Origin of the sequence: Hyalangium minutum (assembly GCF_000737315.1) — a bacterium.
Taxonomy (GTDB): Bacteria; Myxococcota; Myxococcia; order Myxococcales; family Myxococcaceae; genus Hyalangium; species Hyalangium minutum.
Window position 1 is genome coordinate 72,169 of the sequence record NZ_JMCB01000026.1, and the last position, 17,256, is coordinate 89,424.

Annotated in this window: 16 protein-coding genes; 2 read left to right on the forward strand and 14 right to left on the reverse strand. The window is 65.7% G+C overall.

The genetic code is table 11. The features are described from left to right. Positions 1-4: 4 nt before the first annotated feature. The 9 genes from murD to mraZ are packed head-to-tail and all read right to left on the reverse strand — an operon-like array spanning position 5 to position 9,777. A complete protein-coding gene (gene murD, locus DB31_RS40740) occupies positions 5-1,372 on the reverse strand; it encodes a UDP-N-acetylmuramoyl-L-alanine--D-glutamate ligase (protein WP_044198539.1) in 1,368 nt (455 codons plus the stop codon). Positions 1,373-1,384: 12 nt separating this feature from the next. Beyond that, positions 1,385-2,563, reverse strand: a complete 1,179-nt coding sequence (gene mraY, locus DB31_RS40745) for a phospho-N-acetylmuramoyl-pentapeptide-transferase (RefSeq protein WP_044198540.1) — start codon at positions 2,561-2,563, stop codon at positions 1,385-1,387. Beyond that, a complete protein-coding gene (locus tag DB31_RS40750) occupies positions 2,563-3,966 on the reverse strand; it encodes a UDP-N-acetylmuramoyl-tripeptide--D-alanyl-D-alanine ligase (protein WP_044198542.1) in 1,404 nt (467 codons plus the stop codon). Before DB31_RS40750 ends, mraY begins: the two co-directional genes overlap by 1 nt. Before the next feature lie 32 nt (positions 3,967-3,998). Continuing rightward, on the reverse strand, positions 3,999-5,522 hold the full coding sequence (locus DB31_RS40755; protein WP_044198543.1) for a UDP-N-acetylmuramoyl-L-alanyl-D-glutamate--2,6-diaminopimelate ligase: 1,524 nt from the start codon (positions 5,520-5,522) through the stop codon (positions 3,999-4,001). A gap of 47 nt (positions 5,523-5,569) precedes the next feature. Continuing rightward, positions 5,570-7,591: a penicillin-binding protein gene (locus tag DB31_RS40760; protein ID WP_044198545.1), complete on the reverse strand. Its 2,022-nt coding sequence runs from the start codon at positions 7,589-7,591 to the stop codon at positions 5,570-5,572. Further along, positions 7,588-7,983, reverse strand: a complete 396-nt coding sequence (ftsL, locus tag DB31_RS40765) for a cell division protein FtsL (RefSeq protein WP_044198547.1) — start codon at positions 7,981-7,983, stop codon at positions 7,588-7,590. Before ftsL ends, DB31_RS40760 begins: the two co-directional genes overlap by 4 nt. After that, complete coding sequence (rsmH, locus tag DB31_RS40770; RefSeq protein WP_044198603.1) at positions 7,980-8,894, reverse strand: 16S rRNA (cytosine(1402)-N(4))-methyltransferase RsmH; 915 nt, start codon at positions 8,892-8,894, stop codon at positions 7,980-7,982. Before rsmH ends, ftsL begins: the two co-directional genes overlap by 4 nt. 2 nt (positions 8,895-8,896) lie before the next feature. Continuing rightward, entirely contained in the window at positions 8,897-9,280 is a 384-nt protein-coding gene (locus DB31_RS40775; RefSeq protein WP_044198548.1) for an STAS domain-containing protein, read from the reverse strand. Between the two features lie 47 nt (positions 9,281-9,327). After that, positions 9,328-9,777: a division/cell wall cluster transcriptional repressor MraZ gene (mraZ, locus tag DB31_RS40780; RefSeq protein ID WP_044198550.1), complete on the reverse strand. Its 450-nt coding sequence runs from the start codon at positions 9,775-9,777 to the stop codon at positions 9,328-9,330. A gap of 328 nt (positions 9,778-10,105) precedes the next feature. Between mraZ and DB31_RS40785 the strand changes: the two genes are divergently transcribed. Continuing rightward, the gene (locus DB31_RS40785; RefSeq protein WP_044198551.1) at positions 10,106-10,768 is read left to right on the forward strand and encodes a hypothetical protein; all 663 of its coding nucleotides are present in this window, start codon (positions 10,106-10,108) and stop codon (positions 10,766-10,768) included. Between the two features lie 105 nt (positions 10,769-10,873). Continuing rightward, complete coding sequence (locus DB31_RS40790; protein ID WP_044198552.1) at positions 10,874-11,590, forward strand: PilZ domain-containing protein; 717 nt, start codon at positions 10,874-10,876, stop codon at positions 11,588-11,590. A 39-nt stretch (positions 11,591-11,629) separates the two neighbouring features. Here DB31_RS40790 and DB31_RS51055 read toward each other — a convergent pair whose 3' ends face one another. The 5 genes from DB31_RS51055 to DB31_RS40815 all read right to left on the reverse strand — a co-directional run bounded on the left by DB31_RS51055 (position 11,630) and on the right by DB31_RS40815 (position 17,233). After that, entirely contained in the window at positions 11,630-12,358 is a 729-nt protein-coding gene (locus DB31_RS51055) for a hypothetical protein (RefSeq protein ID WP_240487203.1), read from the reverse strand. Positions 12,359-12,378: 20 nt separating this feature from the next. Beyond that, positions 12,379-12,798, reverse strand: coding sequence for a hypothetical protein (locus DB31_RS40800; RefSeq protein WP_157232404.1), 420 nt, complete (start codon positions 12,796-12,798; stop codon positions 12,379-12,381). A 344-nt stretch (positions 12,799-13,142) separates the two neighbouring features. After that, the gene (locus tag DB31_RS40805) at positions 13,143-15,296 is read right to left on the reverse strand and encodes a CHAT domain-containing protein (protein ID WP_044198553.1); all 2,154 of its coding nucleotides are present in this window, start codon (positions 15,294-15,296) and stop codon (positions 13,143-13,145) included. Positions 15,297-15,354: 58 nt separating this feature from the next. Further along, on the reverse strand, positions 15,355-16,569 hold the full coding sequence (locus DB31_RS40810) for a hypothetical protein (RefSeq protein WP_044198555.1): 1,215 nt from the start codon (positions 16,567-16,569) through the stop codon (positions 15,355-15,357). A 94-nt stretch (positions 16,570-16,663) separates the two neighbouring features. Then, on the reverse strand, positions 16,664-17,233 hold the full coding sequence (locus DB31_RS40815) for an imm11 family protein (protein ID WP_044198557.1): 570 nt from the start codon (positions 17,231-17,233) through the stop codon (positions 16,664-16,666). Between the last annotated feature and the right edge of the window lie 23 nt (positions 17,234-17,256).

Here is a 17,256-nt window from a genome sequence, read left to right on the forward strand (position 1 = left end):
CACCTCAGAGCGCCTGCACGAGCCGCTTGAACGTCTCGCCCCGGTCCTCGAAGTTCTTGAACTGATCGTACGACGCGCACGCGGGAGACAGCAGCACGGTGTCGCCGGCCTTCGCCAGCTCGCGTGCTCTCCTCACGGCCTCGTCCAGCGTGCCGCAGGAGTGCACCGGAGCGTGCCCCTGGTACGCCGCAGCGATCGTCTCCGCGTCTTTACCGATGGTGAGAACCACCTTCACCTTCCCGAGCCCCTCGTCCACCATCGGCTTGTACGGCGCGCCCTTCCCCTTCCCGCCCGCGATGAGCAGCAGGTCGCCCTTGAAGGCCCTCAGCGCCACCAGCACCGAGTCCACGTTGGTGGCCTTCGAGTCGTTCACCCACTCCACGCCGTCCAGCACCCGGACGCTCTCCATGCGGTGAGGCAAGCCCGGGTAGCTGTCGAGCCCGGCCTGCACCGCCTCGCGAGACACGCCCCCCAGCCGGGCGAGCAGAGCCGCCGCCATGGCGTTCTGCGCGTTGTGCGCACCGCGCAGGGCCCGGTTCGTCAACGTGTAGTCCTCGTTGAGGAAGTCGAGCCGGAAGCCACTGGGCTTCGCCACCGCCATCCCCGTGAGCTTCGGTCCGCCCGGCGCGAACTGCCCGGACACGCTGAAACCGTACACCGGCACGTTGGCCTGGAGCCCGAGCCGCATCACGTGCGCGTCCTCCGCGTTCACCACCGCGAAGTCGCCGGGGCCCTGGTTCATGAAGATGCGGGCCTTGGCCTCGCCATAGGCCTCGTGGCTCGGGTACCGGTCGATGTGGTCCGGCGTCAGGTTGAGGATGGCCGCGCCCTTGGGACGCACCTGCTGGATGCCCTCGAGCTGGAAGCTGGAGAGCTCCACCACCTGCGCATCCCAGTCCTTCGGCGTGAGCGCGGCCTCGGCCAGCGGCAGCCCGAGGTTGCCGCCCACGAAGGTGCGGCGCCCGCCCTTCTTGAACAGCTCGCCGGTGAGCGCCGTGGTGGTGCTCTTGCCGTTGGTGCCAGTGATGCCGAACAGCGGCACCTCCGAGAGGAAGCGCCAGGCCAGCTCGATCTCGCCCCAAATGGGGACATCCGCGATGCGCGCGGCCTCCAGTTCGGGCAGGGACAGCGGGACACCGGGGCTCACCACGATGAACTGCTGGGCCTCGAGCAGCCCGGCCGGCGTGGCGCCCGTGACAAGCTTCACGCCCTGGGCCTTCAGCTCGCGAGCCACGTCGCCCAGCGCGTTCTCATCCCGGGCATCGAGCGCCGTCACCTGGGCGCCCTGCGCGAGCAGCAGCTTGATGGCCGCCACCCCACTCTTCGCCAGCCCGAACACCAGCACCTTCTGACCGGACAGCGCGAGAGACATGGGGCACGACTCCTAGCGAAGCTTGAGGGACAGCAGCGCCACGCCGCCACACAAGATGGCGACGATCCAGAACCGGACGATGATCTTCGGCTCGGCCATGCCCTTGAGCTCGAAGTGGTGGTGGACGGGGGCCATCTTGAAGACGCGCTTGCCCGTCGTCTTGAAGGAGATGACCTGAATCATCACGCTGAGGATCTCCGCGAAGAAGACCCCGTGGATGACGGCGGAGACCACCTCGTTCTTGGAGAGCACGGCCAGTCCGCCCAGCGCGCCGCCGAGCGCCAGCGAGCCCACGTCGCCCATGAACACGGACGCCGGGTAGGTATTGAACCAGAGGAAGGCGATGCCCGCGCCCACGATGCTGGCGCAGAACACGGACAACTCCGCGCCGCCGGGCACCTGGAGGATGCCCAGGTACTGGTAGAGCGGCGTGGCCACGGTGCGCGTCACCCCGTCCACCACCTGCGAGTCCGCCAGGTGCAGCGTGGTGCCCGCCACGTAGCAGAGCACCGCGAACGTGGTGGCCGAGACGATGGTGGGCACGATGGCGAGCCCGTCCAGGCCGTCCGTGAGGTTCACGGCGTTGGAGGTGCCCACCACGACGATCCAGCCGAACACCACGTAGAACCAGCCGAGGTCCGGGCTGAACCAGTGTGACGGGATGAAGGGCAACGTCAGCTTGGTGCTGATGAGCAGCGTGGGCCCGAAGGAGCCGTCCGCCTTCGTCCACGTGGTCATCAGCCCGAAGATGGCGACCAGGTAGAAGAAGGTCTGCAGCACCATCTTCTTGCGCCCGGCCAGGCCTTTCGAGTTGCGCTTGGACAGCTTGAGCCAATCATCCAGGAAGCCGATGAAGCCGTAGCCGAAGGTGAGCAGCAGCATCACCCAGACGCCGCGGCTCTTGAGGTCCGCGAACAGCAGCGTGCCCGCGCCGATGCACAGGAGGATGAGCTGACCACCCATGGTGGGCGTGCCCTTCTTCTTCTGGTGCGTGTCCGGCGTGTCCTCGCGGACGTTGGACTGGCCGTGCTGCTTGAACCGCAGCCGCGCGATGAGCTTGGGGCCGATCAGCATCCCCAACAGGAGCGCGAACACCCCCGCCGCGATGATGCGGAAAGTGGGGTAGCGCAGGAAGTTGAGGACCCGGCCCGCGCCCGTGTCCTTGAGCCACTCGTAAAGCAAGAACAGCACTAGTGAGCTCCTCCAGGCGCCGCGGCGCCCGTGAGGGCCGCCACCACCCGCTCCAGCCGCATGCCTCGGCTGCCCTTCACCAGGACCACATCCCCCGCCTTGAGCTGGGGTTGCAGCCACTTCACCAGCGGCTCCACCTCGGTGAAGTGCGCCGCCGCGTCACCCAGGCGGGAGGCCGCCCGGAAACCCTGCTCGGAGCGCGGGCCGAAAAAGGCCACCCGCTCCACCCTGCCCGCCGCCCGCTCGCCCAGAGCGCGGTGCTCCTCCAGTTCGCCGGGCCCCAGCTCCAGCATGTCCCCGAGCACCGCCACCGCTCGCGAGCCCGCCGGCACCAGCGTGCGCAGCGTATCGAGCGCCGCGTCCATGGAGGCCGGGTTGGCGTTGTAGCAGTCGTCAATCACGGTGATGCCGTGGAGCCCATCCACCACGTTGAGGCGCCGCGCGTACGGGCGCGCCGTCTCCAGGCCCCGCGTGCACTCCTCCGGCGAGTAGCCCAGCGCGAGCCCCGTGGCGAAGGCCCCAGTGGCGTTGAGCGCGTTGTGCTCGCCGATGAAGTGCAGGCGAACGGGATACTCCTGGCCCTGGTAGCGCACCGTGGCGCGCAAGCCTTCGCGGCCCAGTGTCTCCACACGCACCAGCCGCACGTCCGCGGCCTCCGCGCGCCCGAAGGTCAGCTTGCGCGCATTCGTGCGCGCCGCCTGCGCCGGAATCAGCGCGTCATCCAGGTTCACCACCGCGACGGCGTCGGAGTTCAGCTCGCGGAACAGCTCGCCCTCGGCCTCGGCGACGCCCTCGATGCTGCCCAGCCCTTCGAGGTGCTCGGGCTGCACCACGGTGATGAGGCCCGCGCGCGGCCGGACGATGCGCGCCAGCCGGGTGATTTCGCCCGGGTGGTTCATGCCCACCTCGATGACGGCGGCCACGTGCGACGGCTCCAGGCGGAAGAGCGTGAGCGGGACGCCCACCTCGTTGTTGAGGTTGCCCTCCGTCTTCAGCGCCGGCCCGCGCACCGCGAGGATGGCGCCCACCATCTCCTTGGTCGTCGTCTTCCCGTTGGAGCCGCCCACGGCCGCCACGGGAAGCTGGAAGCGCTGGCGGTGAACGCGGGCCAACGCTCCCAGCGCCTCCTGCGTGTCAGGCACCGCATAGAGCGGGAACGTCCCTGGCAGAGGAGGCAGCGTCCGGTCATCCCTCACCACGGCGCCCGCCGCGCCACCCGCGCGCGCCTGGGCCAGGAAGGCGTGGGCATCGAAGCGCTCGCCATGGAGCGCCACGAAGAGGCAGCCCGGGGTCAGCGCCCGCGTGTCGGTGCAGACCTCGGTGAACTCCACGGGAGCCAGGCCGGTGCGCCGGCTGGCCCCGGTCGCCTTCACCACCTCTTCATCCGTGAATCGAGCGGCCATAGGAGGGATGTCCGGCGTCGCGCGGTGCTGGCTCAGCCTTGAGGACGGCTCGCGAGCGCCTTGGCCGCGGCTTCCCGGTCATCGAACTGGCGCTTCTCGCCACCGATGATCTGGTACGTCTCGTGGCCCTTGCCGGCGATGAGCACCACGTCATCCGGCCCCGCCAGGCCAATGGCCGTCTCGATGGCGGCGCGGCGATCCACGTCCACCAGATAGCCCTTCTCGCCGCTCTTGGCCTTGCCCGAGGAGATGCGGCGCAGGCCGCCCTTCTCCAGGCCCGGCGTCACCTGAGAGATGATCTCCTCGGGATCCTCCGTGCGCGGGTTGTCGCTGGTGACGACCACGAGGTCCGCGCCCTCGGCGGCCGCGGTGCCCATCAGCGGGCGCTTGCCCTTGTCGCGGTCACCGCCGCAGCCGAACACGACGATGACGCGGCCCTTGGCCAGGGTGCGCATGGCCTCCAGGGCGCGCTTGAGCGCGTCATCCGTGTGCGCGTAGTCCACCAGCACCGCGGGCGCGGGGCCGGGCATGTAGTTCTCTACGCGCTCCATGCGGCCGGAGACCTTCGTCATGCGCTCGATGCCCGTCTGCACATCGCGCCGAGCCATGCCCGCGCCGAGCGCCACGCCCGCCGCCGCCAGGATGTTCTCCAGGTTGTGGGGCCCGAGCAGCTTGCTCTTCACGGGGATGTCGCCCGCGGGCGTCTTCAGCGTGGCCTTGATGCCCTGCAGCGAGAAGGACACATCGGTGGCCGAAATCTCACCGGCGCCCGTGCGGCTGAACTTCCACGCCATGCGCTTCTGGCCGCGCAGCTCGTTGTAGATGCGCGAGGCGTAGGTGTCGTCCCCGTTCACCACGGCGACGCCGGTGGGCGACAGGTGCTCGCCGAAGAGCTTCCGCTTGGCCTGGAAGTAGTCCTCGATGTCCTTGTGGTAGTCGAGGTGGTCGCGCGTGAGGTTGGTGAACGCGGCGGCCTTGAAGGTGAGCCCGTGCACGCGCTCCTGAACCAGAGCGTGGCTGGACACCTCCATCACCACCGTCTCCACGCCCGAGTCCACCATCTCCCGGAGGATGCGGTGCAGCTCCAGCGCATCCGGAGTGGTGTTCGCCAGCTCCACGGTGCGCCCGGCGACCTTGTAGCCCAGCGTGCCGATGACGCCGGTGGAGGCGTAGGCGGCGGTGCTCATGGCCTCGAGCAGATAGGTGACCGTCGTCTTTCCGTTGGTGCCGGTGACACCGAGCAGCGTGAGCTGCTGTGCCGGGCGGCCATAGAAGTTCGCGGCGATGAGGGCCAGCGCCTTGCGCGCACTGCTCACCTTGAAGAAGGGCACCTGCGAGGAGCCCACGGGCTTCTCGGAGACCACGCCCACGGCACCGCGAGAGACCGCTTCGCCAATGTATTGGGCGCCATCTTCCTTCGTTCCTGGCACGGCCACGAACAGATCACCGGCCTTCACCCGGCGCGAATCCTGCGTCACCCCCGTCACGTCCACCGAGGATCGACCGCCCGAGACCTGCTCCGCTCCACACCCTGCGAGGACATCCGTCAGCTTCATCGTTTCCCCTTCAGCACTGCAAGCGCGGGGCCCGGCCTGGTGCGGCCTCAGGGCCGCGTCGCCAGCTCCAGCGTCACCCGTGCCCCCTTGTCCACCAGCGCACCGGCGGCGGGGGTCTGCGATACCACGCGTCCACTGCCCAACAGTTGTGGCTCCAGCGCCGCGGCGAGCAGTTTCACCACGGCCTCGCGCCCGACCTGCCCCTGCACGTCCGGAACACGGACGCTGCCAGTCCCCTCGTCCTCCTGGACGGCCACGGTGGGCCGCTCAGGGGCGGGCTTGGGGGTGACAGGGGTTTTTGCCGCCGCCGGGGGCGCGACCGGAGCTACCACCACCTCTGGCGCGACCGTGCGCGAAGGCGGCACGGCCAGATGAGCCATGGCGGCGGTAGCGATTTCTTTAAAGGCGGGGGCAGCCACAAGTCCCCCGTACACGTCTGTTTTCGGCTCGTCCACCACTACGAGTATGACGGCGCGCGGATTGTCGGCCGGTACTACGCCGACGAAGGAAGCGATCCGCTTGTCCGAGTACCCCCGGGCGACCGGATCCGCCTTTTGTGCGGTTCCCGTCTTTCCAGCCACCCGGTACTCCTGCATAGCCGCCTTGGGAGCGGTGCCCTCCTTGGTGACCACGCTCTCGAGCATGCTCACGACTTGACGGGCCACCTTGGATGACACGACGCGGCGAACTTCCACGGGGCGGTTTTCCAGGAGCACCACGCCGTCCGGGTCCACCACCTTGGAGACCAGATAGGGCCGCATGAGCATGCCGTCATTGGCCAGGGCGCCGTAGCCGGCGGCAATCTGCACGGCGGTGGCCGTCATGCCCTGCCCGAAGGACTGGGTGGCCAGCGAGACTTCCGCCTTGGGGAACGGGATGACGCCGCGGCCCTCGCCGGGCAGCGCCAGGCCCGTGCGCTCCGCGAAACCGAACGCGTGGTAGTAGGACACCAGCTTCTCGCGCCCCAGCGCCTGGCCAATCTTGGCGGAGCAGATGTTGGAGGAGAGCTGGAGGATGGCCTTCGGGGCCAGCCAGCCGTGCGGGTGGGTGTCGTTGATGGTGTAGCGGCCGATCCGCCACGCGCCGTTCTCGCAGAAGAAGACGTCGTCCGTTTTGATGGCCTTCTCCTCGAGCGCCGCGGCGACGACGAAGGCCTTCATCGTCGAGCCGGGCTCGAAGGCATCCAGGGCGGCGCGGTTGCGGATGGCGTCGTGCTGCGCCGCCTCGGGAGTGTTCGGGTTGAAGTTCGGGGCGTTGGCCAGCGCGAGCAGCTCGCCCGTCTTGGGGTCGAGCACCACCACAGTGCCGGCCACACCCTTGGACTCCTCCACCGCGCGCAGCAGCGCCTTCTCAGCCACGTACTGGAGGTGGCGATCGAGCGTCAGGGTGACGGCGGCGCCCTCGCGCTCGATGGGGTCCGACGCGCCCTGCACCAGCAGCTTTCGGCCCTTGGCATCGCGGAAGCCGGACAGACGCGAATTCTGTCCCGACAGCTCGTCATCGAAGGCGAGCTCCAGGCCCTCCAGGCCACGGCCCTCGGTGCCCACCACACCCACCACCTGTGCGGCCAGCTCACGCTGCGGGTAGAAGCGCTTGGGCTCCTTGGTGAAGCCGAGCCCGGCAAAGCCCAGCGCCTTCACCGCCTCTACCTCCTGAGGCTTGGCCTGACGCTTCACCCACGCGAAGCGCTTGCCGCGCTGCAGCCGGGCCTGCAGATCCTCGGTGGCCTGGGCGTCCAGCTTCAGTGCCTTGGCCATGGAGCGCGCGGCCTTGCGCACGTCCGTCAGCATGGAGGGATCCACCCAGATGGAGTCCACCTCCACGCTCTGGGCCAGCGGCGTGCCGCGCCGATCGAAGATGTCGCCGCGCCGCGCGGGGATCTCGATCTGGCGGACGTACTGGTCCTGCGCCATGCCGCGCAGCTTGTCCTGCTCGTAGGTCTGCAAGTAGGCGGCGCGGCCGAACGCCACCGCGAGCAGGCTCATGAAGAGCCCACCCAACAGCAGCACCCGGAGCCGAAGCCACCGGGTGTTGTTCTCGGGCACCCTCGCCGCCTTCAGATCCCTCACCGGGCGTTCTCCCGCTCGGCGACGCGCAGCCCCGCGGGCTTGCGAGTCTCACCCGGGTTCTGGCGGCGCGTGTTCGGCAGCTGCGGCTGCACGGACACCACGGCGGAGCCCGGGGGCATCATCATCCCCAGCTGCTCCTTCGCCAGCTTCTCCAGGCGAGCCGGGGCCTTGAGGGTGGCCAGCTCCAGCTTGAGGCGATCATTCTCGCGGGTGAGCGAGTGGCCCTCGGACTCGGCCTTGGAGAGCCGGTAGCCCATGTCCACCACGAGCACGCGGCTGGTGACGTGGAGAATGCCCACCGCCGCGAACAGGGTGAAGAGCAGCACCGCGGGCAGCAGGTGCAGCAGCACCGTGGTCACCGACGCCGAGTTGCGAGCACTCACCTGGGTCATCGAGTTTTCTCCACCACGCGCAGATGCGCGCTGCGAGAGCGGGGATTGGCTTCCACCTCGGCCTCCGAGGCGGCGACGGCCTTCTTCGTCACCAGGGCGAAGTCTCCCTGGCCACCACACACACAGATGGGCAGGCCCGAAGGGCACTTGCACGCGCCCACCAGCGCGCGGAACGCCTCCTTCACCTTCCGGTCCTCCAACGAATGGAAGGAGATGACCGCCGCCCTTCCCCCCACCTTCAGCAGCTGCGGCAGCGCCGTCAGCAGCGCGTCCAGCTGATCCAGCTCGCCGTTCACCGCCATGCGCAGCGCCTGGAACGTCTTGGTCGCCACGTGGATCCTCTTCGGCCACGCCTTGCGAGGCACCGCGCGCTTCACCACCTCGGCGGCCTCCAGCGTGCGCGTGGGCTTGGCACGCTTGAGCTCCCGGGCGATGGGCCGCGAGAAGGACTCCTCGCCCAGCTCATAGATGATGCGGGCCAGCTCGCGCTCGTCCTCCTCGGCGATCAGCTCGGCGGCGGTGCGGCCCTCGGCACCCATCCGCATGTCCAGCGGCCCATCCTTCATGAAGGAGAAGCCGCGCTCGGCCTCGTCCAGCTGCGGCGAGGACACCCCCAGATCCACCAGCACGCCATCCACCGGAAGCACATCGGCCGCCACCCGAGGCAGCTCGCCGAAGGTGCCGGCGCGCGCCTGGAAGCGGGGATTGCTGCCCACACGGGCGGTGGCAGCGGCGAGCGCCACGGGGTCGCGGTCCACGCCCACCACAGTGGCGCCCCGTGCCAGGAGCGCCTCCGTGTGGCCACCGCCGCCCAGTGTCCCGTCGATGATCACCTTGCCCGCTCCGGGTTGCAGCAACTCCACCGTCTCGTTGAGCAGGACGGTCTGATGGCTGAAGGCCAAAGAAGGCAGCCCTAGACGAAAGGAGCCCGCATGAGCGCGAACGCCGCCCGGGCATCGTTCATATGCGGGTACATCTCGAACCGGTCGTGCGCGCCCGCCGCCCGGAAGATGGCAGCCAGGTACGGCGACAGCCCGGACAGCTTCACGTCCCCACCCGCGCGGCGGAAGCCCTCGGCGCGAGCCATCAGCGGCCGCACACCGCGGTAGTCCAGGTGCGCCACCTCGGCAAAGTCGACCACCACCTGCCGCACGCCCCGGTGCAGCCGCCGCGAGAGCTCCTCGCACACCTGCAGCAGCTCCGCCTCGGCGAGCTCGCCCTCCAGCATCAGCGTCTCCACGCGATCGCTTCCCGCGTTCGCCGTCAGAGCCCGCCTCGCCTCCGAAACCTGATTCATACACGTCCCCACACTCACGGGTTTTCCACAGTCCGTCGAGAAATTGGCTACTGCCGAAGTTCAGAGAGCACCCGGGCCACATCGGCCGAGTCCGCCGCCGCACGCGCCTCTTCCTGGGCCTTGGCCCAGCCAGCGCGGCTCCACAGCTCCATCACCTTCACCATGCCCACCCACACCACGTCCTTCTCCAGCGAGGCATGCGCGCGCAGGTTCGGCGGCACGAGCACGCGGCCCATCTTGTCCAGCGGGCACTCCTGGGCGCTGGCCACGTAGAGGCGCATCAGCGTCTTCACCCCTGGCTCCATGGGGTTGCGCTTGCCCAGCGCGGCCTCGAGGGCCTCCCACTCGCGCACCGGGTACGCGTGGAGGCAGGGATCCAACGCGGTGGTGAGGATGAGGCGCTCGTCGTAGGCGCCCACCAGCGTCTCCCGCAGCCTGGCCGGGAGGCTGGTGCGCCCCTTCGCGTCGATCTGGTGCTCATACACGCCTCGGAACACGCGGAGCGCTTCCCCTCACGGGCGTGCCACCGCCCCACCTCGGCACGGGATTTTCCACCACTTGTTGCCACTTCTTGCCACCGCGCGGCGGAAAATACGCGCCGCTTCCCACCCGGTCAAGAAATGCAACAGGCCTGGAGCGGCCCGGAGCAGGCGGATCCGTGGGCGCGGGTGGCGCGGTGTGGGGAGGGTGCGTCGATTGCTGGAAAGTCAGGCCGTCTGCTAAGCCACCGAGGCATTCCCCAGAGGGGGGAAGTTGCCTGTCCTCGCCGGGAGGGCGGGCCACACGGGACGCAGCCCTCGGGCCGTCCCTCAGGAGGCACAGCACATGTCGCGCACGATTCGTCTTTCACTCCTCGCGCTCGCGACCACCGCCCTGGTGGCGTGTGGCGGTGGCGCCAAGCTCGGTGGTGGCAAGGAGGGCGCTGCCAAGGCCCTGTTCGCGGCCAGCCAGCCGGCGGGCCAGGGTGGCAACAAGAGCCAGCAGGGTCTGAATGTCTCGGGCCTGGGCCTGAACGTCTCCGGCCTGGTGGATCCCCGCACGCTGGCGAGCGCTGCGGACACCAGCCTCGAGGTGTCCGTGGACTGCCTGAAGGAAGGCTCGGTGAAACTCAAGCTGGACCTGACCAGCCTGGGCAGCCAGTCCGGCTCGTTCAAGTACAACGTCAAGTACGACGACTGCAGCCAGGACGGCGTCAACAAGTACAAGGGCGACCTGACGATGGAGTACAGCTTCGTCGGCACGGGGACTTCGCTCGATCTCGCCATGCGCCTGAAGGGCAAGGTCGAGATCAGCGGCGACATCGATGACTTCATCGACGCGGACGTGACCGAGACGATCTCCCTGGCGGCCACCAGCGCCACCTCGGGCACGGTGACCGTGAAGCTCAACGGCAGCATCAAGACGTCCGAGGGCAGCTACACCTACGCCAACGAGTCCCTCACCATCACCGCGGGTGGCGAGCTCCCGATGGACGACGGGAACTCCTGAGTATCCGGGCCTGACGGCTCAACAGGAAAAGGCCGGGCTACCTGTGAGGGTGGCCCGGCCTTGTGTTTTTCGGTGTGACGCCTGAGCATAGGGGCGAGCCCGCACATGCAGATCTCCGAGCAAGATTCCAGCGTCCGCCTGAAGGTGACCTACAAGACGCCCGAGGCGCTGATCGACGAGTACACGCGGAGCGTCGGCCAGGGGAGTGTCACGCTGGAGACGCGGCGCAGCCTGACGCGGGGCACGCGCTTCGTGTTCGAGATGCAGGCGGAGGGGCTGGCGCAGCCGGTGGAGGTGGTGGGCGAGGTGGTGAACATCACCCCGCGGCCCGGAGGGCGCTACCACCTGACGGTGAAGTACGCGACAGACGTGGACCGGGTGGCGCTGGACGCGGTGCTGCAGCGCATCTTCGCGCAGGAGCACGAGAAGATGCGCAAGTACCCGCGCATCCCGCTGAACGTGCGCGCCATCGAGTCCACGCCGTTCTCGCCGGTGTTCTACGTGCGAGACATCTCTCGCGGAGGCGTGGGCATGGAGGTCGACGCGCCCGCGCTGCCGGCGATGGTGAAGGTGGGCACGCCGTTCCTGCTGGAGATGGAGTTGTCGCAGGGGCCGCTGCTGCTGCCGGGCGAGGTGATGTGGGCGTCCACGGCGTTCCGGGCGCACTCGCCAGTGACGCCCATCTTCGGCGTGGGCTTCAAGGATCTGCCGAAGGACACGGCCGAGCGGCTGGAGTCGCTGCTGTCGCTGGACTCGCTGCCCCCGGGCCCGTGGTGGGCGCGCGTGAGCTTCGGCAACGAAGCCCTGTCGCGCATGCCGTGAGGCTGGATCCAGCCCAAGTGGGCCTCTCACGCGCTGCGCCTATTTCACGACGACGCCTTTTAACCCCGTTCGCGCCTCGAACTCGCGGACCAGCCGCTCCATTTCCGCTGGATCCTCGCAGCCCAGACTGAATGAGAAGGTCGGTTTTGTCGGATGCCGGTAGAGCAGCAGACCGGCGTCACCGCGCTCGTAAAGCGCGCAGTGTTCAGCGGGAGGAATGCGCTTGAAGCCCTTCTCCTCGGCCAGCGCGGACACGATGTCCGAGCGGTAGCGGCCATCGGCACCGGGATCCTCCGGTGACGAGAAATTCCGTCGATAGGGCAGCAACGGTAGGCGAAGCGCCTTGAAGGCCTCGTAGTAGAGGAATTCCTCCAGACCTACATGCTTGGGATGACTGCCCTCCGGGGGGTAGTTCTTCGACAGCAGCCGGCGTACGAGCATGCAGTCTTCAGCGCCATGAGGGCTTGAGCGATCGAGGAAGTAATCCCAGCCATCGGGCCCCTGATCTTGTGCCACACGGATATAACGCCCGTGCTGTAGCCAATCCATGGCGATGTAGGCCCCGATTTTCCCGCTGATGGAGAAGTTAGCCTCAGCAAGTTCGAGGTCACCCATGCTCTCACCCATCGTCCGTAGGAAACGACGGTAGGTGCCCGGCAGCGGACCCGCGAGTTCCTCCAGAACCGCAATCTCTGGCTCGCCTGCCGGCACGATCTCCTTGATAAAACCGGGGCGGTACTGTTCGATGAACTCAACGAGTGCTCTCATGGCCGATCCTATTGATTCAATCAACTGCAGTTCGTTCTGCAGTACATGCCGGGAAGATTTTCCTGGCACTTTGAACATGAAGGCACGTTCTCGCCGCTCTTGAATTCTTGTGTCCTCTCCTCTGGTTCAGACAACTGCTTCGTGACTGGATCCTCTATCCGAACCAGGAAAGTTATCTTGGGGCCTCTACTGGGCTTGAAACCCTCCACCATCGGATAGAACAGCCGCTCGATGAGTTGCTTGGGCTTGTGTCCGCCATGCCTCTGCATGATCTGCTTGGCAGCACACATCCACTCCTCCTGCGCAACCCCCGAATCAACATGCGGACTTGCGCACTCGAACCCTGCCGACAATACGGCCTTCTCGAAGCCCTTCGGTGCGAGACCCGAGCAGGTCGCGAGCTTCTTGCCTTTGCAAACACAGACCATGACTCCGGTCATGTAACCCTTGGTGAAGGTGTCGGTACCGTCGTCAAATCTAAGCACTGCTCAGTTGGATAGAGCGGCGGTTTCCTAACCCTTGAAGGGCCGCTCGGTCCTCGGGTGAGAACAGCTAAGTCCTTGAGAGTACTGAACGCTGGAGTTCACCTGCGTTCACCCAGAACCGCTCGATTACGTACCAATTACGTACCGGACGGCCCATAAGTCTGTGTCCGGTCAGGTTCGTTGCCGCTGCTCGGCAGTGACGTGGACCATCGCGCAGGGATGGTTCCCGCCCGGCTTCCGAGAGAATCAGGTTCGGCCCTACGCGAGACGCCAGAACTTCCGGCCGCCGCGTGGGGAGCTTAGATCAACAAGGTCGGAGCTCCCCAGCTAGCGATGTTGCCAACGTCAATTCCCTCGTGAAGGCGCTCGGCGACCGGTGCAGCATTGGGTAGTAGAGCAAGTCGTTGCAACATCGATTCTCGCCCAGCCAGCACGACCTGCATGCTCTCCCCGTACGCGTCCAGGTGGTCCTTGAGACGGACGTGCGCGTCGGCAAGGAGGACACCGAATGCGCCTGCGAACTGAAATCCAACCGGCCACAGGTGACTGATTACAGTCTGTGATCGGCCGACGAGCACCGGTCCAAGGCCCACGCCAAGCGGCCCTCCGAACGTCGCCGAATGGCCGCCGCTACAGACGTTGAGAACGAGCAAGCGCCGGTCGCCACTTGGCGCTGGGAGTGCTGCCAAGTCGTCGAGGGACAATTCCTCACTCTCACCGAGTACTAGTGCGGAGCGCTCCAACTGAAATGAGCGGTATTCGCCATGGGCGGCGACCCAGAGCGCATCGTACCGAGTGTCCGAGTAAGCGGACTTGAAGGCGTCTGCTGTGGGAGAAATTCGGTCGACAGCGACACCTGCCCGCTCAAGTATCGAGGTGACCGCGTCGAGTTCGAACGCGGACGACATAGTGTTGTCACCCAGAAGGGCGACGTGCCTGAGTGGACGCACAGGGAGTGGCTCGCGCAGCGACACGCTCAGCGCGGCATTGTGTCCTCTATGCCGGAGGAGCAGCGGCTGGACTGGGACGGTCAGCCCAGGCGCCAGCACAAGCCGATCCGGCAGTGGCGTGCCGAACTCGGAAAGGGCGTCGAGACGCAGCAACCTTATTGACTCGGCTTCGAAACGGCGACCGTACTCCGGATGGGGATGCATCCCCCCCCCTCTTTGTCTCGGGCGAAGCGAGGGCTGGTCTCCGAAAAGGATCGTGACATCGAGGAACGCATTCAGGGCCGCCAGAAAATCTCCGAAATTCTCCTTCGGCGTTGTGTCCATTGGCGCAACTGTTTCGCCGGACACCCAAAGAGTGCCCACCGGATGTCCTGGCACCGCTAGCAGTGGCACTTGCACGAGTGGCTGGGCCGAAACATCTCCGGACCACGCGGCGAGAATCTCCACAACTGACGCGGCGTCGCCGCTCTCGGCGTATGCGCGAAGGACAGGCTGCAGCATCCGAAACGACTGACCCGCGCGCAGCAGTGCCTCGGTCGGTGACGCCGCTTGCTGCGCGCGTTCAGTGCGAATTGAGGCGAGGTCTTCGAGCAACTGGGAGTGAATTTCGCGAAGCCTTGCAGAGTCACCCCAGCACGAGGCAATCCGCAGGAGCAGTCGGTTTGCTGCACTATATCTGTCGAAATAGGTTGCGAGCGCACGGCGCGCGCGTTCCGCCTGCGGCTCGCTAGCAAACGGATACGTGTTCGTCGCCAGGAAAAGTTCGATCCCTGCGCGATCTCCTTCCGAGAGAATACCGGAATCGAGAAGCTCCAGCAGTGGTGCCGCCGCTGCTTGCGCATCCTGTGATTGGTAGCGAGCCGCCCACTGAGCCCGCTGCATCAACATGTCCAGCACCAAGCTGGGGAATGATGCCCGGGAGAAGATCCCCGCAGAAATCATTTTGCCGGGCACAGGAAAGATTTCCTGAGCGTGACTGAGCAAGTCCCCGGAACGTGCGCTGTGGGCGAACAGCGTTCCGAGCCAGTCGAGAACGGCATCCGTGACAAGCGCTCCGACGAGCGCCTGTGGAGCCGAAAGCGCGCCAGCGAGAGGGCTGTAATCGAACGTGTACTCGCCGTCGCCGCAATACTCCTCCACAGCAACCGCTCGGATGAGCCATTCGTGCGTGCGCGCAAGGTCACCGGTATCTAAGGCGGCTCGTGCGACGAGCCTCGCGATGGCCAGTTTGACCCAGTCGAAGAGGAGACGCGACTCGTCACCGAACAACGCTCGTGCTGCTTGGAGTTCGCGAAGCAAGCCAACGGAAACCGCTTCGAGCGCGGTCAGGCCTGCACGAGTCCACTCGTTTTGCTGCTTCAGCTCTGCCGCGAGGAGGAGTTCTTGGAGAAACTGGAGAGGGTGAAAGGGAAGGCTCCGGGCAAATTCAGGCAGCACGTCTTCGGCGACGTCTGCCAACCTTGGAAACACCTCCACGAACCGACGTTGCGCGGGTTGGCTCATTTGCCTCGTTCTTCTTGGATGAGAAGGCTAGAATGCTGAGTAACAGGCAACAGACCAGCTACTTGTCCTCGCCACCACCATCTGTGGACGCTTTCTCAAGCGCGGCTTCAGCCTCTGCACGCCTCAGGCGCGAAGCTTCGCGGATGGAAGGTTCCAGCTCTCGCACGACGGCAACTGTAATTGCGTTTGCAAGCTCCCAGTGCTCATCAGGAGTCAGCTCTCTCCTCGCCGTCAACTCGGCAGCTTTCTCCCAATAGGGAAGAATGATCCTTCGCAACCAGTGCTGCCTCTGAATACCAAAGACCTCAGGCAAAAGGCTGTTCAATTGCGCGAGAGCCGTTTCCCGGAACTCCTCGTAACTCAGTCGAGCACACGACTCAAAGCTTGGAATCACCATTTTGAGATCGGCTGAAGCGTTCTGTCGATCACTTCTGCCAAGCTGGTCGACCCGGTAACTGTAGCTGAAATTCTTGTCCAGCGTGCAGGTGGCCAAGTTGACGACGAATGAGAGCAGTCCGAAGTAGGTGACGAGACCGGTGACCTGCCCAGTAGCGGCAGTGCCATGCACAATGACGAGATGATCTAGACGGCCCATTGGAGCGCTCTCTGGTCGCCGAATGTCTACAGGCGCGACTTGCACGGGCAACACTTCTGGCTGTGTACCATGCATTACAAACTGACGGATCGAGTTGAACTCGGGGCGAAGAAAGAGCGCTTGTTCGTGCATGCCTAGCTGATTGCAGGCAATCTTCGCGGTGGCCCTGTATGGATCTCGGTCCCAGATCTCCACGGGAAAGGTCAGTTTTGGCATCAACCCGATGTGCTTGGTGGCAAGCGACTCGACCTGCTTCATCACCTCATCTAGAGACAGGCCGAGTTGCTTTACCTTCTTTCTGAGAGCCTGACGTATCTCCGGCATGCCTGGTGCCGAGCCATTAATGTGCAGCTCTCTTCCAATGACCTGTACGTCCAGTTTGGGCGTGGGGCGCACGACTCCACCGGCTCTGACCTCATAGGTTTCGCCATCGACGGACGTTGCCTGCATCGCAGGGGCAGGCTCGTTCGGTTTCCTATCTGAGCGGGCATCGAGTGGGACCGTAATGGGTCGAAGTGCCTGTGCCAGTGCGGCATCAATACTGCCGCCAAAGTAGTCGTTAGTGAATTTGTCGATGAGTTCGCACGAGATGAGCTGGCCTCCCAGGAAGTTTGGGATGATGTGCTCCTTGCTCGGTACTTGGATGGCTTTTTCTGTGTAGATATCGATACTCATCATAAAAGCCCATTTTCGATGAAAAGAGGGTGGTGGCCAGTGGTCTCCACCAATAGCGCACATTGTAGCTTGTGCCCACGGTGAGTGACCCGACGAACTACACCTCCTTGAACTTCGTCCCCGTGGCTCCGATGTGCTCTAGGGCCTCCTTGACCTCCTCGGAGACGATGAGGGCGATGGTCCACCCCCAAGGGCGGAAGATCTTGGCATCCCCCACCTTCGAGGGATCAATTCGCATACCGGCCACGGCTCGGTACTTGCCGGTCTTCTCCGGACGCCCATCCTCTGGAGTCCAATACTCCACCTCCTCGGACGCTTCATCGTCGATGCACCTCACCAGACGAGTGACATTCACGAGGCAGAAGTGATCTGGCTGTCCGTCGATCTCGACAGGGAAGAGCTGGACATCCTCAGGGGCTAGCTCCTTCAGGAGCGAAGCGACCTTGGCGTGGACAACAGGAATGGCCCCAGCATCCGCGAGCGAAAAGTCGAGCGTCTTGCCAAGGCGATAGAGGGGAACTCGCAGCCGTCCCTGGACTTGAGCGGGATCCCCCCTCATGAACAGCCACGCCCCATGATCCTGTCCTACCGCATTGATGGGCATGCCCAGATGCCATCGGCCGGCAATGTGAACGTCATCGGAGAGGTCGAAGTACCGCTTCGCCATCGTCGGTTCCTTGAGTCATGGGC

Bases quoted from the DNA above. Each gene is read 5' to 3' on its own strand.
- murD (WP_044198539.1), bottom strand. From the start codon at position 1,372: ATGTCTCTCGCGCTGTCCGGTCAGAAGGTGCTGGTGTTCGGGCTGGCG.
- DB31_RS40750 (WP_044198542.1), bottom strand. From the start codon at position 3,966: ATGGCCGCTCGATTCACGGATGAAGAGGTGGTGAAGGCGACCGGGGCC.
- DB31_RS40755 (WP_044198543.1), bottom strand. From the start codon at position 5,522: ATGAAGCTGACGGATGTCCTCGCAGGGTGTGGAGCGGAGCAGGTCTCG.
- ftsL (WP_044198547.1), bottom strand. From the start codon at position 7,983: ATGACCCAGGTGAGTGCTCGCAACTCGGCGTCGGTGACCACGGTGCTG.
- DB31_RS40775 (WP_044198548.1), bottom strand. From the start codon at position 9,280: ATGAATCAGGTTTCGGAGGCGAGGCGGGCTCTGACGGCGAACGCGGGA.
- DB31_RS40785 (WP_044198551.1), top strand. From the start codon at position 10,106: ATGTCGCGCACGATTCGTCTTTCACTCCTCGCGCTCGCGACCACCGCC.
- DB31_RS40790 (WP_044198552.1), top strand. From the start codon at position 10,874: ATGCAGATCTCCGAGCAAGATTCCAGCGTCCGCCTGAAGGTGACCTAC.
- DB31_RS51055 (WP_240487203.1), bottom strand. From the start codon at position 12,358: ATGAGAGCACTCGTTGAGTTCATCGAACAGTACCGCCCCGGTTTTATC.
- DB31_RS40800 (WP_157232404.1), bottom strand. From the start codon at position 12,798: ATGACCGGAGTCATGGTCTGTGTTTGCAAAGGCAAGAAGCTCGCGACC.
- DB31_RS40805 (WP_044198553.1), bottom strand. From the start codon at position 15,296: ATGAGCCAACCCGCGCAACGTCGGTTCGTGGAGGTGTTTCCAAGGTTG.
- DB31_RS40810 (WP_044198555.1), bottom strand. From the start codon at position 16,569: ATGATGAGTATCGATATCTACACAGAAAAAGCCATCCAAGTACCGAGC.
- DB31_RS40815 (WP_044198557.1), bottom strand. From the start codon at position 17,233: ATGGCGAAGCGGTACTTCGACCTCTCCGATGACGTTCACATTGCCGGC.